This is a genomic window from Microbacterium ureisolvens (assembly GCF_019511645.1).
GTDB lineage: Bacteria > Actinomycetota > Actinomycetes > Actinomycetales > Microbacteriaceae > Microbacterium > Microbacterium ureisolvens_A.
In genome coordinates this window covers 569626-584334 of sequence record NZ_JAEUAX010000001.1, presented here as the reverse complement: position 1 = coordinate 584334, position 14709 = coordinate 569626, and the positions used below count along the sequence as shown (strand labels likewise).

11 protein-coding genes and 1 tRNA gene are annotated in these 14709 nt (G+C 68.7%); 6 read left to right on the top strand and 6 right to left on the bottom strand.

Annotated features, from left to right (window positions below; all coding sequences use genetic code 11):
• Positions 1–79: 79 nt before the first annotated feature.
• A complete protein-coding gene (gene polA, locus JNB61_RS02750) occupies positions 80–2737 on the bottom strand; it encodes a DNA polymerase I (protein WP_220287886.1) in 2658 nt (885 codons plus the stop codon).
• A 78-nt stretch (positions 2738–2815) separates the two neighbouring features.
• On the opposite strand from polA, the gene JNB61_RS02745 reads away from it, so the two are divergent.
• Positions 2816–3241, top strand: a complete 426-nt coding sequence (locus JNB61_RS02745; RefSeq protein ID WP_220338668.1) for a hotdog fold thioesterase — start codon at positions 2816–2818, stop codon at positions 3239–3241.
• A gap of 75 nt (positions 3242–3316) precedes the next feature.
• Here the strand turns inward: JNB61_RS02745 and JNB61_RS02740 are convergent, their stop codons facing one another.
• Positions 3317–3940: an ANTAR domain-containing response regulator gene (locus JNB61_RS02740; RefSeq protein WP_109209425.1), complete on the bottom strand. Its 624-nt coding sequence runs from the start codon at positions 3938–3940 to the stop codon at positions 3317–3319.
• 47 nt (positions 3941–3987) lie between these two features.
• Here JNB61_RS02740 and JNB61_RS02735 point away from each other — a divergent pair.
• The 5 genes from JNB61_RS02735 (at position 3988) to JNB61_RS02715 (ending at position 6556) form a co-directional block, all read left to right on the top strand.
• A tRNA-Leu gene (locus JNB61_RS02735) sits at positions 3988–4070 on the top strand.
• A 164-nt stretch (positions 4071–4234) separates the two neighbouring features.
• Positions 4235–4594: a PadR family transcriptional regulator gene (locus JNB61_RS02730; protein WP_220287884.1), complete on the top strand. Its 360-nt coding sequence runs from the start codon at positions 4235–4237 to the stop codon at positions 4592–4594.
• 2 nt (positions 4595–4596) lie between these two features.
• Positions 4597–4965: a DUF1048 domain-containing protein gene (locus JNB61_RS02725; RefSeq protein WP_220287882.1), complete on the top strand. Its 369-nt coding sequence runs from the start codon at positions 4597–4599 to the stop codon at positions 4963–4965.
• Positions 4962–5792 (top strand): ABC transporter ATP-binding protein, encoded by an 831-nt coding sequence (locus tag JNB61_RS02720; RefSeq protein WP_159844284.1) that lies wholly within the window; start codon positions 4962–4964, stop codon positions 5790–5792. Before JNB61_RS02725 ends, JNB61_RS02720 begins: the two co-directional genes overlap by 4 nt.
• On the top strand, positions 5789–6556 hold the full coding sequence (locus tag JNB61_RS02715; protein ID WP_159844282.1) for an ABC transporter permease: 768 nt from the start codon (positions 5789–5791) through the stop codon (positions 6554–6556). Before JNB61_RS02720 ends, JNB61_RS02715 begins: the two co-directional genes overlap by 4 nt.
• A gap of 73 nt (positions 6557–6629) precedes the next feature.
• Here the strand turns inward: JNB61_RS02715 and JNB61_RS02710 are convergent, their stop codons facing one another.
• The 4 genes from JNB61_RS02710 to gltB all read right to left on the bottom strand — a co-directional run bounded on the left by JNB61_RS02710 (position 6630) and on the right by gltB (position 14660).
• A complete protein-coding gene (locus tag JNB61_RS02710) occupies positions 6630–7019 on the bottom strand; it encodes an SHOCT domain-containing protein (protein ID WP_220287989.1) in 390 nt (129 codons plus the stop codon).
• 76 nt (positions 7020–7095) lie between these two features.
• Positions 7096–8544 carry a pyruvate kinase gene (gene pyk / locus JNB61_RS02705; protein ID WP_159844279.1) on the bottom strand — a complete coding sequence of 483 codons (1449 nt, stop codon included), beginning with the start codon at positions 8542–8544 and terminating at the stop codon, positions 7096–7098.
• Positions 8545–8593: 49 nt separating this feature from the next.
• Complete coding sequence (locus JNB61_RS02700; RefSeq protein WP_220338667.1) at positions 8594–10060, bottom strand: glutamate synthase subunit beta; 1467 nt, start codon at positions 10058–10060, stop codon at positions 8594–8596.
• Positions 10053–14660, bottom strand: coding sequence for a glutamate synthase large subunit (gene gltB / locus JNB61_RS02695; RefSeq protein WP_374226599.1), 4608 nt, complete (start codon positions 14658–14660; stop codon positions 10053–10055). Before gltB ends, JNB61_RS02700 begins: the two co-directional genes overlap by 8 nt.
• Positions 14661–14709: the final 49 nt, after the last annotated feature.

Here is a 14709-nt window from a genome sequence, read left to right as displayed (position 1 = left end):
ATCACCGAGCCTAGGCATGGGACGCGGTGCCGACAAACGAGGATCCCGGTGCCGACAGGCGCCTTCGCCGGTCAGTGGATCAGTGCCCGGCGACGTCCCAGTTGTCGCCGCGACCGATCTGCACGTCGAGCGGCACCGACAGCTTCGCGGCGTCGCCCATGCGGCTGCGGACGATCCGCTCAGCAGCATCCCACTCCCCCGGCGCCACTTCCACCACGAGCTCGTCGTGGATCTGCAGCAGCACGCGCGAGGCGAGTCGCTGCGCGGCGAAGTCGTCGTGGATGTGGAACAGCGCGATCTTCATGATGTCGGCCGCGCTGCCCTGGATCGGCGCATTGAGTGCGGCTCGCTCGGCGTTCTCGCGGAGGACGCGATTGGGGCTCGCGAGATCGGGGAACGGGCGCCGTCGGCCGAAGATCGTCTCGGTGTAGCCATCGATGCGCGCCTGTTCGACGGAGGAGCGCAGGTAGTCGCGCACCGCGCCGAAGCGGGCGAAGTACTCCATCATGAGCTGCTTCGCCTCGGCCTGCTCGATGCGCAGCTGCTTGGACAGGCCGAACGCCGAGAGTCCGTAGACCAGACCGTAGGACATGGCCTTGACCTTCGTGCGCATCGCGGGGGTCACGTCCTGCGGGGCGACGCCGAAGACGCGCGAGCCCACGAAGCGGTGCGTGTCCTCCCCGGAGTTGAAGGCCTCGATGAGGCCCGGGTCCTCGGAGAGGTGCGCCATGATGCGCATCTCGATCTGCGAGTAGTCGGCCGTGAGCAGCGTCTCGTAGCCCTCTCCGACGGTAAAGGCGGACCGGATGCGGCGGCTCTCCTCCGTGCGGATCGGGATGTTCTGCAGATTCGGGTCGGTGCTCGAGAGGCGCCCGGTCTGGCTGCCGGTCTGCACGTACGTCGTGTGGATGCGGCCGTCGGCTCCGCTCGCCCGGTCGCCGCCGATGGCACTGTCGAGGGACTCGATGATCTGACGCAGCTTCGTCGCCTCGCGGTGCTGCAGCAGGAGGTCGAGGAACGGGTGCGGGTTGGTCTCCTGCAGGTCGGCCAGGACCGCGGCGTCCGTGGAGTAGCCGGTCTTCGTCTTGCGGGTCTTCGGCAGCTGCAGCTCTTCGAACAGCACCTCCTGCAGCTGCTTCGGCGAGCCGAGGTTCACCTCGCGGCCGATCGCCGCGTACGCCTCCTGCGCGAGGGCATCGGCGCGGGCACCGAGCTCGCCGGAGAACTGCGACAGCGTCGCGTGCGACACGGCGACGCCGGCGAGCTCCATGTCGGCCAAGGTGTGCAGGGTCGGCAGCTCGATATCGGTGAGGACGGCGGCGACGCTGTCGGGGAGCTCCGCACGGACCGCGGCCGCCACGCGCACGAGGTACCAGGAGAGCTGTCCGGTGGTCGCGCCCTCGGTCTCGGGCACGAGCTGCGTCGGGTCCGACTCGGGCAGCTTCTCATCGAGGTAGCGGTCGACGAGGTGCGCGAGGTTCTTGTCGGGGAAGCTCGGGCGCAGAAGCCAGCCGGCGAGGATCACGTCGAACGCGAGGCCCCCGAGGCGCAGTCCCGCGCGCCGGAGCGCTTTCACCTGCGGCTTGGCGTCGGCGAGGATCTTGGGCGAGTCGGACGTGAGCCAGGGCTCGATGGCGGCTGCGAGCTCGGGAGTCCAGGATGCCTCGGCCGCGGCGTCTTTCGTGGCGACGCCGATGCGCGCCGGCAGACCGCCCTCGACCGTGACCGTCACGCCGAGCTCGCCGGGTGCCCTCTCGAGCCACGCGGCGAACTCCGCGGGTGCGAGCTGCTCCGCGACGGGTGCGAGCTCGGCCGCGGCCGATGTGACCGCCGCCATCTGCTGCTCGATGCCGGCGAGCTCGGCGACGCGCGGGATGAGCGTCTTGAACTCGAGCCGCGAGAAGATGTCGCGCACCGCCTGCGCGTCCATCGGCTGCACCTCGAGGTCGCCGGGACCGACGGGCAGGTCGACGTCGGTCAGGAGCCGGTTCAGGCGGCGGTTGCGGCGGACGTCCTCCAGGTGGTCCCGCAGATTGCCGCCGACCACGCCCTTGATGGAGTCGGCGCCCTCGAGCAGCGCGTCGAGCGAGCCGAACTGGGTCAGCCACTTCACGGCCGTCTTCTCGCCGACCTTCGGTACGCCGGGCAGGTTGTCGCTCGTCTCGCCCACGAGCGCCGCGATGTCGGGGTACTGCTCCGGTGGCACGCCGTAGCGGTCGATCACCGCCTGGCGGTCGTACCGCTTGAGCTGCGAGACGCCCTGGACATTCGGGTAGAGCAGCGTGATGTCGTCGTTCACGAGCTGGATCGTGTCGCGGTCGCCCGAGCAGACCAGCACCTGGAACCCCTCGGCGGCGCCCTGCGTCGCGAGTGTCGCGAGGATGTCGTCGGCCTCGATGTCTTCCTGCTGGAGCACCTGGATGCTCATGGCGGCGAGGCAGTCCTGCAGAAGGGGGATCTGCCCCTTGAACTCGGACGGCGTCTCGGAGCGGTTCGCCTTGTACTCGGTGTATTCGCGGGTGCGGAACGACTGCCGCGACGTGTCGAAGGCCACCGCGAGGTGCGTCGGCTTCTCCGCCTTGATCAGGTTGATCAGCATCGCGAGGAACCCGTAGATCCCGTTCGTGTGCTGCCCGTCCTTCGTCGAGAAGTTGTCGACGGGAAGGGCATAGAACGCCCGATATGCCAGCGAATGGCCGTCGACGACGAGGAGGGTAGGCTTTGCGGAGTCCGTCACCCTGCAAGCCTAGTCAGGGCCGACGACAGTCCCGCTTCTCGCGGAACCGCCCCGATTCCCGCCCCACGAAGGTGAGTCATGCCCGAGACATCCGTCGCACACGAGGACGCCCTGGAGTGGGCGGTCGGACGCGGAATCGGCGCGCTGGCCGAGAAGATGGGCTTCGAGTGGCTCGAGTTCACTGCCGAGCGAGCCGTCGCGCGGATGCCCGTGGCGGGCAACACGCAGCCCGTCGGGCTCTTCCACGGCGGCGCCTACGTCGTGCTCGGCGAGTCGCTCGGATCCATGCACGCCAATTACCACGCAGGCCCCGGGCGCCTCGCCGTCGGTGTCGACATCAACGCGACCCACACCCGCTCGGCGACCCAGGGCTACGTCACTGGGGTGTGCACGCCCCTGCACCTCGGCCGCAGCCTCACCGTGCACGAGATCGTCGTGTCGGACGACCAGGGTCGGCGCTGCTCGACGGTGCGCATCACGAACCACATCAAGCCGCTGGGCTGAGCCCCTTCGCCCGACGGCGATGCGAAGAGCGGATGCCCCGGGCCGGGGCATCCGCTCTTCTCGAAGTGGTGAGGATCAGCCCTTCTTGGGCGCCAGCTGCTCGATGATCGCCTTGGCGACGTCCTGCATCGTGAGGCGGCGGTCCATCGACGCCTTCTGGATCCAGCGGAACGCCTCGGGCTCGGAGAGGCCCATCTTCTCGTTGAGGAGGCCCTTCGCGCGGTCGACGAGCTTGCGGGTCTCGAAGCGCTCGACCATGTCGGCGACCTCGGCCTCGAGCGTGATGATCTGCTCGTAGCGGGCGAGCGCGATCTCGATCGCCGGCAGCAGGTCGTTCGGCGTGAAGGGCTTCACGACGTAGGCCAGGGCGCCGGCCTCGCTGGCGCGCTCGACGAGCTCCTTCTGACTGAAGGCGGTGAGCAGCACGACCGGGGCGATGTGGTTCTTGCTGAGCTTCTCGGCGGCCGAGATGCCGTCCAGCTGCGGCATCTTGACGTCCATGATCACGAGGTCCGGACGCAGCTCGGTGGCGAGGGCCACTGCGGTCTCTCCGTCTCCGGCTTCGCCGACGACGTCGAATCCGTTGTCGCGGAGGATCTCGACGATGTCGAGCCGGATGAGCGACTCGTCTTCGGCGACCACGACGCGGCGGGGGGTGGATGCCGTCGATGCGGCGGTCTGCTCCTGCTCAGTCACCATTGAATCCTACGGTATGGTCAATCGCGGACGCGCGCCGCGGCGCGCGGGCCGGTGTGGCGGAATGGCAGACGCGACCGACTCAAACTCGGTTGCCCGCAAGGGCGTGTGGGTTCGACTCCCACCACCGGCACTCCCCGACTTCGCTCAGAGCGGATGCCTCGATTCGAGGCATCCGCTCTTGTCGTTTCCTCCTCGCGGAAGAAGTTGGTACTTGCTGTTGCTAAGTACCGCTACCTAGTGTTACTTTCTAGTGGTAGTCAACATCACTGAGTAGTCAAGAGAAGGAGGTGCGCCATGGGCAAGCAGGAGACCGAGATGCTCAAGGGCACGCTCGAGGGGATCGTGCTCGCGATCCTCTCCGGCCGTCCCGCCTACGGGTACGAGATCACCTCGTGGCTGCGGGACCAGGGCTTCTCCGACATCGCCGAGGGCACCGTGTACGCCCTGCTGGTCAGGGTCGAGCAGCGCGGCCTCGTCGACGTCGAGAAGGTCCCGTCGGAGAAGGGGCCGCCGCGCAAGGTGTACTCCCTCAACGCACAGGGCCGCGAGCAGCTCGCGGAGTTCTGGAGGACCTGGAGCTTCCTCGCCGACCGCATCGAACAGCTCCACCGCGAACACGCAGACAGCAACGCCAACTCCCAGGAAGAGGAATGATCATGGCCGCCAAGTGGTACGAAGTCGTCACCGGCTCGCTCGAGCAGAAGAAGCAGTACCGCCAGTACAAGGCGCGCATCGAGGCGCTGCCCGAGCCCTACCGCGGCGCCGCCAAGGCGCTGGACCGGTACTTCATGACCGTCGGCGGCATGACCGACGGAGTGACGATGATGCAGATGCTCGGCGATTCCGCCGACCTCTGGGAGCGCGCGGCCGCCGACGGCACTCCCGTCCGCGACATCGTCGGCGAGGACGCCTCGGCGTTCGCCGAGGAGTTCACCGCCGCATACTCCGGCAAGCAGTGGATCGACAAGGAGCGTTCTCGCCTCAACAAGGCGATCGACGACGCAGAACGAGGAGATCAGAAATGACCACCGGCACCGCCATCCACGTCCAGGGGCTCGAGAAGTCCTATAAGGACCTTCATGTGCTGCGCGGCGTCGACTTCGACGTGGCGCGAGGCAGCATCTTCGCTCTGCTCGGCTCGAACGGCGCGGGCAAGACCACGGTCGTCCGCATCCTTTCCACGCTGCTGAAGCCGGATGCCGGCACCGCCGCGATCGCAGGGTTCGACGTCTCGGCCGAGGCCCAGAAGGTGCGCGAGACGATCAGCCTCACCGGCCAGTTCGCCGCGGTCGACGAGGTCCTGAGCGGAAGGGAGAACCTCGTGCTCATCTCGCAGCTGCGCCACCTGCCCGACCCCGGCGCGATCGCGGACGCCCTGCTCGCCCGCTTCTCGCTGACGGATGCCGGCTCCCGCAAGGTGTCGACGTACTCCGGGGGCATGCGGCGCCGGCTCGACATCGCGATGAGCCTCATCGGCGACCCGCCGGTGATCTTCCTCGACGAGCCCACGACCGGGCTCGATCCCGCCGCCCGCCTCGAGGTCTGGGACGCGGTGCGGGAGCTGGCGCAGGGGGGCACGACCGTGCTGCTGACCACGCAGTACCTCGAAGAGGCGGAGCAGCTCGCCGACCGCATCGCGATCCTCCACAAGGGCCGCATCATCGTCGACGGCACGCTGGCCGAGCTCAAGCAGCTCCTGCCGCCGGCCAAGGTCGAGTACGTCGAGAAGCAGCCGAGCCTGGAAGACGTCTTCTTCGCCCTGACCGGCGAAGAGGACACCGCAGAACCCGGCGACGCCGCCGACGCCCCCGGGCGAAAGGGCGCCGCCTCGACACGGAAGGAAGGACGATGACCACGCACGTCATCGGCGACACCGCCGTTCTCACGAGCCGATCGCTGCGGCACATCCTCCGCAGCCCCGACACCATCATCACCACCGCGGTCACCCCGATCGCGCTGATGCTGCTGTTCGTCTACGTCTTCAGCGGCGCGATCGACACCGGCGGGGCCGAAGGGTCGTATATCGACTACATGCTTCCTGGCATCCTGCTCATCACGATCGCGTCGGGCATCGCCTACACGGCGTACCGGCTCTTCCTGGACATGCAGAGCGGCATCTTCGAGCGGTTCCAGTCGCTGCCGATCGCGCGATCGGGAGTGCTCTGGGCGCACGTGCTGACCTCGCTCGTGTCCATCCTCGTCTCGCTGGCGCTCGTCATCGGGGTGGCACTCCTGATGGGCTTCCGCACCGGCGCGAGCTTCGGCGCCTGGATGGGCGTGATCGGCATGCTGGTCCTGTTCACGCTGGCGCTCACGTGGCTCGCGGTCATCCCGGGCCTCACGGCGAAGACGGTCGACGGCGCGAGCGCGTTCTCGTACCCGCTCATCTTCCTGCCGTTCATCAGCTCGGCGTTCGTCCCGACCGAGAGCATGCCGGGTCCGGTGCAGTGGTTCGCCGAGAATCAGCCTGTGACTTCGATCGTCGACTCGATGCGGGCGCTGTTCGCCGGCGAGCCGGTCGGCGACGACATCTGGGTCGCCATGGCGTGGCTGGTGGGCATCCTCGTCGTCGCGTACATCGCGTCGATGGCGATCTACCGCAAGAAGATCAGCTGACGCGGCACACCGGTACAGACGCGAGAGCGGATGCCTCGAATTCGAGGCATCCGCTCTCGCGCTGTTCTCGGGACTACGCGCCGAAGTACTGGTTGCCGAGCGCCTTGCTCTTGAGGGCGTCGAACTCGCCCTGCGAGATCGCGCCCGCGTCGAGGAGCGCCTTCGCCTGGGCGATGTCCTCTGCGGGGCTCGACGATGCGGATGGGCGGTAGTCGTCGGCCTCGGCGACCACTCCCCCACGCGCCGCCTGAGCTCGCGCGGCCATGCCCTTCCCGCGGGCGATGATGTAGATCAGCGCCGTCAGGAACGGCACGAAGACGAGCGCGATGATCCACAGGGCCTTGAGCCAGCCGTTGAGGTCGTCGTCGCGGAACAGATCCGTGATGATCACGATCACCACGTACAGGTACGCGATGAAGTAGAAGCTCCACAGCAGGAACCACCAGAAGTCACCGAAGAACATCGGCGTCACACCTTTCTCGAAATGCCGTACGGCTGCGACCACAGTAGTGGTCGCAGCCGTACGGACGGGGGATGTGTCAGTCCCGTGTCTTGTAGATCGGCGCCTTGCCGTGCACGGCGTCGCCCACCTTGTGGATGCGGATGTCGTTCGTGGAGCCGATGATTCCGGGAGGGGAGCCCGAGATCACGACCACCTTGTCGCCCACCTTGGCGAGCTCGTTGGACAGCAGGTAGTCGTCGACCTGGATGAACATCAGATCGGTGTGCGCGACGTGCTCGACCAGCGTCGACTGCACGCCCCACGTGATCGCCATGCGGCGGCGGATCGCCGGCTCGGGGGCGAACCCGATCATGGGGATGCGGGGGCGAAGGCGCGACATGCGGCGCGCGGTGTCGCCCGACTCGGTGAAGATGCAGAGGTACTTCGCGTCGACGAACTCGGCGACCTCCATGGCCGCGAGCGTGATGGCACCGCCCTGCGTGCGGGGCTTGGTCGTGAGCGGCTGGATGCGGTCGAGACCGTGCTCCTCGGTCGAGTCGACGATGCGCGCCATGGTCTCGACGACCACGACCGGGTACTTGCCGACGCTGGTCTCGCCCGAGAGCATGACCGCGTCCGCGCCGTCGAGGACGGCGTTGGCGACGTCGCTCGTCTCGGCACGGGTCGGCACCGGGTTCTCGATCATCGATTCGAGCATCTGCGTCGCCACGATGACCGGCTTCGCCATGCGTCGACAGAGCTCGACCGCGCGCTTCTGCACGATCGGCACCGCCTCGAGAGGAAGCTCGACGCCGAGGTCGCCGCGGGCGACCATGATGCCGTCGAAGGCGTCGATGATCTCCTCGAGGTTGTCGACGGCCTGCGGCTTCTCGATCTTCGCGATGACCGGGACGTGGCGGCCCTCCTCGGCCATGATGACGTGGACGCGCTGGACGTCCTTCGCATCGCGCACGAACGACAGGGCGATGATGTCGGCGCCGGCGCGCAGACCCCAGCGCAGGTCGGCCTCGTCCTTCTCGGACAGCGCCGGGACGTTCACCGCCACGCCGGGCAGGTTGATGCCCTTGTTGTTCGAGACCGGGCCCGCGACGACGACCCTGGTGGTGACCACGGTTCCGTCGGTCTCGACCACCTCGACGCGCACCTTGCCGTCGTCGATGAGGAGGAAGTCGCCGGGCTTGACGTCGTTCGGCAGGCCCTTGAACGTCGTGCCGACGATCTCCTTGGTTCCGAGGATCTCTTCCGTGGTGATCTTGAAGATGTCGCCGACCGCCAGCTCGTGCGGTCCGTTCTCGAACTTGCCGAGGCGGATCTTCGGACCCTGCAGGTCGACGAGGATCGCGACCGCCCGTCCGGCGTCGTCGGCGGCCTTGCGCACGTTGGCGAAGTTGTTGTCGTGGACCGAGTAGTCCCCGTGGCTCAGATTGAAGCGGGCGACGTCGACGCCGGCATCGATGATCGCGCGGACCATCTCATACGACGACGTGGCGGGCCCAAGGGTGGCGACGATCTTGGCGCGTCTCATCCGTGGTTGTTCTCCGGGTGGGTTGAAGGTGGCGAGTGCCTCGGCCAGCCTACGCGGGCTGCAGGCCGATGGCGACATCGGTCGGGCGGACCGGAGCGGGCAGCTCCGTCGCGCCCATGAGGAAGCGGTCGACGCTGGCTGCGACGGCGCGCCCTTCGGCGATCGCCCACACGATGAGCGACTGGCCGCGACCGGCGTCGCCGGCCACGAACACGCCCGGGGCGGTGGTCTGGTAGTCGTCCTCGCGGCGGACGTTGCCCCGCTCGGTGAAGCGGGCGCCGAGCTGGTCCTCGAGGAGGGCCCGCTCCGGACCGGTGAACCCCATCGCGATCAGCACGAGGTCCGCGGGGATCTCGCGCTCGGTGCCGCTCTTGGGGACGCGGCGGCCGTCGACGAACTCCGTCTCGGCCACGCGCAGCGCACGCACCTCGCCGGCGCCGTTCCCGAGGAACTCGACCGTCGACGCGAGGTAGGCACGCTCGCCGCCCTCTTCGTGCGCGGACTGCACCTCGAAGACCAGCGGGTCCATCGGCCACGGCTGATGCTCCGGACGCTCGCCCGGGGGGCGGCGGCCGATGGCGAGGTTCGTCACGCTCAGGGCGCCGTGGCGGTGGGCGGTGCCGATGCAGTCGGCGCCGGTGTCGCCGCCGCCGATCACGACGACGTGCTTGCCCTCGGCACTGATCTGGTTGGGCACGGCGTCACCCGCGACGGCCTTGTTCGACTCGACGAGGTACTCCATGGCGAAGTGCACGCCGGCGAGGTCGCGTCCGGGGATCGCGAGCTCGCGCGGCACCGTCGACCCCGTCGCGACGACGACCGCGTCGTAGCGCGCGCGGAGGTCGGCCCAGGAGATGTCCTTGCCGATCTCGACGCCGGCGCGGAAGCGCGTACCCTCGTCCTGCATCTGGCGAAGACGGGCCTCGAGGTGCTTCTTCTCCATCTTGAAGTCCGGGATGCCGTAGCGCAGGAGGCCGCCGATGCGGTCGTCCCGCTCGAACACGGCGACGGTGTGCCCGGCGCGGGTGAGCTGCTGCGCGGCTGCGAGACCCGCCGGCCCCGAGCCCACGACGGCCACGGTCTTGCCGGTGAGGCGCCCGGGGGGCTCCGGCTCGATCCATCCGTTGCCGAACGCCTCGTCGGCGATCGAGACCTCGACCTGCTTGATGGTGACGGCCGGCTGGTTGATGCCGAGCACGCACGCGCTCTCGCACGGCGCCGGGCACAGCCGCCCGGTGAACTCGGGGAAGTTGTTCGTCGCGTGCAGACGCTCGCTGGCCGCGCGGCCCTCGCCGCGCCACGTGAGGTCGTTCCACTCCGGGATGAGGTTGCCCAGCGGGCAGCCTTTGTGGCAGAACGGCACGCCGCAGTCCATGCAGCGTCCGGCCTGCCGGCGCAGCACCGCCGCGTCGCCCGGCTCGTAGACCTCTTTCCAGTCCATGATGCGCACCGGCACCGGCCGCCGCGTGGGCAGCTCGCGCTCGGTGACCTTCAGAAAGCCTTTCGGGTCAGCCACCCGTCACCTCCAGGATGCGATTCCAGACGACGTCGCCATCGGGGTCGAGCCCCTCGGCGACGGCCTCCTGGCGGGTCTGCAGCACCGCGGCGTAGTCGCGCGGCAGGACCCGGACGAAGTTCGCCAGCTCGGCCTCGAAGTCGTCGAGCAGAGCCTGGGCGAGAGTCGATTCGGTCTCGGCGACATGCTGCTCCAGCAGGTCGCGCAGGATCTCGGCGTCGCCGGAGCCCAGCTCGCCGAGCTCGAGCTCGCCCGAGGCGAGCGCCTCGCGGTTCACGAGCTTGCGGTCGAGCTTGTACACGTAGGCGGTGCCGCCCGACATGCCGGCGCCGAGGTTGCGTCCTGTCGCGCCGAGGATGACCGCCAGACCGCCGGTCATGTACTCGAGCGCGTGGTCGCCCACGCCTTCGACGACGGCCGTGGCGCCCGAGTTGCGGACGAAGAAGCGCTCGCCGACGACGCCGCGCAGGAACATCGTCCCGAGCGTCGCGCCGTAGCCGATCACGTTGCCCGCGATGACGTTCTTCGACGCGTCGAACGTGGCGCCGCGCGGCGGACGGACGACGATCTGCCCGCCCGAGAGGCCCTTGCCGACGTAGTCGTTCGAGTCGCCCTCGAGGCGCAGCGTGATGCCCGCAGGCATGAATGCGCCGAACGACTGGCCCGCCGACCCCGTGAGGTTGACGACGATGCTTCCCGACCGGAGGCCGTTCTCGCCGCGCGCCTTGGTCACGTGGTGTCCCAGGAGCGTGCCGACCGCGCGCTCGGTGTTGCGGATGGGCAGGTCGATCGTGATCTCGCCGCCGTTCGCGATGACGTCCTGCGCGCGCTCGATCAGAGCGACGTCGAAGTGCTCGTCGAGCTCGTGCAGCTGCGCAGTGGTGTTGCGGCGCGGCTCGTCCTCGGCGAAGACGGGACCGGCGAGCACCGGACCGAGGTCCAGGCCGTTCGCCTTCCAGTGCGTGACCGCACCGTCGACGTCGAGCAGGTCGGTGCGGCCGATCGCCTCGTCGAGCGAGCGGAGGCCGAGCGCCGCCAGGTACTCGCGCACCTCTTCGGCGATGAACTCCATGAAGTTCACGACGAACTCCGGCTTGCCTGTGAAGCGCTCGCGCAGAACCGGGTTCTGCGTGGCGACGCCCACGGGGCACGTGTCGAGGTGGCAGACGCGCATCATGATGCAGCCCGAGACCACCAGCGGCGCCGTTGCGAAACCGAACTCCTCAGCACCCAGCAGCGCGCCGATGATGACGTCGCGGCCGGTCTTGAGCTGGCCGTCGACCTGCACGACGACGCGGTCGCGCATGCCGTTCAGCATGAGCGTCTGCTGCGTCTCGGCGAGGCCGAGCTCCCACGGCGTGCCTGCGTGCTTGAGCGAGTTCAGCGGGCTCGCGCCCGTGCCGCCGTCGTGGCCCGACACCAGGATGACGTCGGCCAGCGCCTTGGCGGTGCCGGCGGCGACCGCGCCGATGCCCGACTGGCTCACGAGCTTCACGTGCACCCGTGCACCGGGGTTGGCGCGCTTGAGGTCGAAGATCAGCTGCTTGAGGTCTTCGATCGAGTAGATGTCGTGGTGCGGCGGCGGCGAGATGAGGCCGACGCCGGCGGTCGCATGACGCGTGCGGGCCACCCACGGGTACACCTTGGTCGGCGGCAGCTGACCGCCCTCGCCGGGCTTCGCGCCCTGGGCGAGCTTGATCTGGATGTCGTCGGCTTCGGAGAGATACAGGCTCGTGACGCCGAAGCGGCCGGAGGCGACCTGCTTGATGGAGCTGCGGCGCTCGGGGTCGAGCAGGCGGTCGGCGTCCTCTCCGCCCTCGCCGGTGTTCGACTTCCCGCCGATGCGGTTCATCGCGATCGCGAGCGTCTCGTGGGCCTCGCGGGAGATCGAGCCGTAGCTCATCGCACCCGTCGAGAAGCGCTTGACGATCGACGCGACCGACTCGACCTCGTCGATCGGCACCGGCGTGCGGCCCTCGGTCTTGAGCGCGAACAGACCACGGAGCGTCTTCAGCTCGTTCGCCTGGTCGTCGACGAGCTTGGTGTACTCGCGGAAGATGTCGTACCGGCGCGTGCGCGTCGAGTGCTGCAGGCGGAACACCGTGTCGGGGTTGAACAGGTGCGGCGACCCGTCGCGGCGCCACTGGTATTCGCCACCCGTCCACAGTCGCTCGTGCGCTCGGACCGCAGCATCCTCCGGGTACGCGTACGCGTGCCGGGCGGCGTTCTCCGCGGCGATGACGTCGAGCCCGACGCCGCCGAGCTTCGACTCGGTACCGGTGAAGTAGGTGTCGACGAAGTCCTGCGAGAGGCCCACGGCTTCGAACACCTGGGCGCCCGCGTACGACGACACCGTCGAGATGCCCATCTTCGACATGATCTTGAGCACGCCCTTGCCGAGGGCGTAGATCAGGTTCTTGACGGCCTTCTCGGGCGCGATGCCGGTGATGAAGCCGGCACGCACCAGGTACTCGACGGTCTCCATCGCGAGGTACGGGTTGACGGCGGATGCCCCGTACCCGATGAGCGTCGCGACGTGGTGCACCTCGCGCACGTCGCCGGCCTCGACGACCAGGCCGCACTTCATGCGCGTCTGGTTGCGGATGAGGTGATGGTGCACGGCCGCGAGCATGAGCAGCGACGGGATCGGCGCGAGGTCCTTGTTGGAGTCGCGGTCCGACAGGACGATGAACTCCGCGCCGTCCTCGATGGCCTGGTCGACCTCGTGGCACATCTGCTCGAGGCGCTTCTTCATGCCCTTGTGGCCGGCCTCGACGCGGTACAGCCCGCGGATCGTGACCGACGTGCGGCCCGGGAGCGCGGTGTCGATGTGCTGGATCTTGGCGAGCTCGTCGTTGTCGATCACCGGGAAGTCCAGGGTCACGACGCGAGTGTGCTCGGGACCCCACTCGAGGAGGTTGCGTTCGGGACCGAGACCCAGCCCGAGCGAGGTCACGACCTCTTCGCGGATGGAGTCCAGCGGCGGGTTGGTGACCTGCGCGAACTGCTGCGTGAAGTAGTCGAAGAGCAGCCGCGGACGCTCGCTGAGCACCGCGACCGGCGTGTCGGAGCCCATGGCGCCGAGCGGCTCGGCGCCGTTCTGACCCATCGGGGTGAGGAGGATCTTGACCTCCTCCTCGGTGTAGCCGAATGTGCGCTGCCGCCGGGTGATCGAGGCGATCGGGTGCACGATGTGCTCGCGCTCGGGAAGGTCCGCCAGGCGCACACGGCCCGAGTCGAGCCACTCCTGCCACGGCTCCTGGTCGGCCAGCTGCGCCTTGATCTCGTCGTCCTCGATGATGCGGCGCTGCGCCGTGTCGACGAGGAACATGCGACCGGGGCGGAGGCGGCCACGGCGCTTGATGCGCTCGGGCTCGAAGTCGAGCACGCCCGTCTCGCTGCCGATCACGATCAGCCCGTCGGTGGTCTCGGTCCAGCGACCGGGGCGCAGGCCGTTGCGGTCCAGCGTCGCGCCCACCAGGGTGCCGTCGGTGAAGATCAGGGCGGCAGGGCCGTCCCAGGGCTCCATCTGCATCGAGTGGAACTCGTAGAACGCCCGCAGCTTCGGGTCGATGTCGGCCTGCTTCTCGTAGGCCTCGGGGACCATCATCATGATGGCGTGCGGAAGGCTCCGGCCCGTGAGCGTGAGCAGCTCGAGCACCTCGTCGAACGAGGCGGAGTCGCTCGCGCCGGTGGTGCAGATCGGCAGCAGCGGCTGGATGTCGCCCAGCAGCTCCGACTCGAGCTGCGACTGGCGCGCGCGCATCCAGTTGCGGTTGCCGTTGACCGTGTTGATCTCGCCGTTGTGCGCGAGCATGCGCAGCGGCTGAGCGAGCGGCCACGACGGGAACGTGTTCGTCGAGTAGCGCGAGTGCACCACGGCGAGCTCGGAGGCGAAGCGCTCGTCCTGCAGGTCGGGGTAGAACGGCTCGAGCTGGAGCGTGGTGACCATGCCCTTGTAACCCAGCGTGCGGGACGAGAGCGAGACGAAGTAGGCGTCGAGCTCGGTGCGCGCGCGAGCACGCAGGCGGTACGCGCGGCGGTCGAGGGCGATGCCCGACAGCGCAGCGGCGTCGCCGGTGGCCGGACGGGAGATGAAGAGCTGCTCGAAGACCGGCCGCGCCTCGAAGGCGAGCTTGCCGAGGTTCTCCTCGGCTGTCGGGACCTCGCGCCAGCCGAGCACGGTGAGGCCCTCGGATGCCGCGATCCGCTCGATGCCGCTCTTCTGGGTCTCGCGTGCCTCTGCGTCGCGCGGCAGGAAGACGAGTCCCGCGGCGTACTCCCCCACCGGCGGCAGGTCGAAGTCGACCACGGCGCGCAGGAATGCGTCGGGCATCTGCGTCAGGATGCCTGCGCCGTCGCCGGTGCCGGCGTCGGAGCCGATCGCGCCGCGGTGCTCGAGGTTGCGCAGCGCCGTCAGCGCCAGATCGATGATGTCGTGGCCGGCCTCACCGCGCAGCGTGGCCACCATGGCCAGGCCGCAGGCGTCCTTCTCGAAGGCAGGGTTGTACATCCCCTGCTTCTGCGGGAATCCGGAGCGGCCGGACGCAGCGGGGAAGTTCGCCTCCGCAGAGGCGACGGAACGGGGGCTCGAAGCCATACCTACCGTCCTCACGTTGATAGTCAAGATGGGACGACATCGGCCCTGG

Excerpts from the sequence above, each read along its gene's own strand:
- JNB61_RS02745 (WP_220338668.1), top strand. The coding sequence starts at position 2,816 with ATGCCCGAGACATCCGTCGCACACGAGGACGCCCTGGAGTGGGCGGTC.
- JNB61_RS02740 (WP_109209425.1), bottom strand. The coding sequence starts at position 3,940 with ATGGTGACTGAGCAGGAGCAGACCGCCGCATCGACGGCATCCACCCCC.
- JNB61_RS02730 (WP_220287884.1), top strand. The coding sequence starts at position 4,235 with ATGGGCAAGCAGGAGACCGAGATGCTCAAGGGCACGCTCGAGGGGATC.
- JNB61_RS02725 (WP_220287882.1), top strand. The coding sequence starts at position 4,597 with ATGGCCGCCAAGTGGTACGAAGTCGTCACCGGCTCGCTCGAGCAGAAG.
- JNB61_RS02720 (WP_159844284.1), top strand. The coding sequence starts at position 4,962 with ATGACCACCGGCACCGCCATCCACGTCCAGGGGCTCGAGAAGTCCTAT.
- JNB61_RS02715 (WP_159844282.1), top strand. The coding sequence starts at position 5,789 with ATGACCACGCACGTCATCGGCGACACCGCCGTTCTCACGAGCCGATCG.
- JNB61_RS02710 (WP_220287989.1), bottom strand. The coding sequence starts at position 7,019 with ATGTTCTTCGGTGACTTCTGGTGGTTCCTGCTGTGGAGCTTCTACTTC.
- pyk (WP_159844279.1), bottom strand. The coding sequence starts at position 8,544 with ATGAGACGCGCCAAGATCGTCGCCACCCTTGGGCCCGCCACGTCGTCG.
- gltB (WP_374226599.1), bottom strand. The coding sequence starts at position 14,660 with ATGGCTTCGAGCCCCCGTTCCGTCGCCTCTGCGGAGGCGAACTTCCCC.